Genomic DNA, 542 nt, shown 5'->3' with positions numbered 1-542 from the left:
AACGCAACGTGGAAAGCCCAATCAAGAGTGGATCGCTTTTACGGATAATCTTTGGCAATTACAGCTTTTACAACGCAAAGATGCGCTGTTATCGGATGAGGTCCGTGATGTGTGGTATGAGCTAAGCCAAGGAGTGATGGACATTGTAGTAAAACTTTTTGTACTCGCTCAGCTCCGTGCGCTAGCTTTAGGCAATGAGCGTATTACCGCTGGTTTATTGCGGCAAGTGTATCAAGATGAGTTAAAGCCTGTGCACCCCATGCTAGAGGCATTACGCTCGGGTATCCCAGAACGCATTGCTCGTTATTCTGATCTAGTCGTTCCCGAGATTGATAAACGGTTAATCCAACTTCAGCTAGATATCGCAGCGATACAAGAACAAACACCAGAAGAAAAAGCCCTTCAAGAGTTAGATACCGAAGATCAGCGTCATTTATATCTGATGCTGAAAGAGGATTACGATTCAAGCCTGTTAATTCCCACTATTAAAAAAGCGTTTCGCCTTCCATCAACCACTGCAAAACAAGAGGCAGTAACTTTTG

General features: G+C 44.1%; 1 protein-coding gene. It reads left to right on the top strand.

All coding sequences use genetic code 11. The features are described from left to right. A partial coding sequence (locus AC0L3J_RS37330; protein ID WP_473350423.1) for a hypothetical protein occupies positions 1-542 on the top strand: 542 nt, incomplete at both ends.

This window comes from Bradyrhizobium sp. Kon37 (assembly GCF_055807535.1).
Note: the sequence above shows the minus strand (reverse complement) of the source record. Positions and strands in the feature narration are given on the sequence as shown.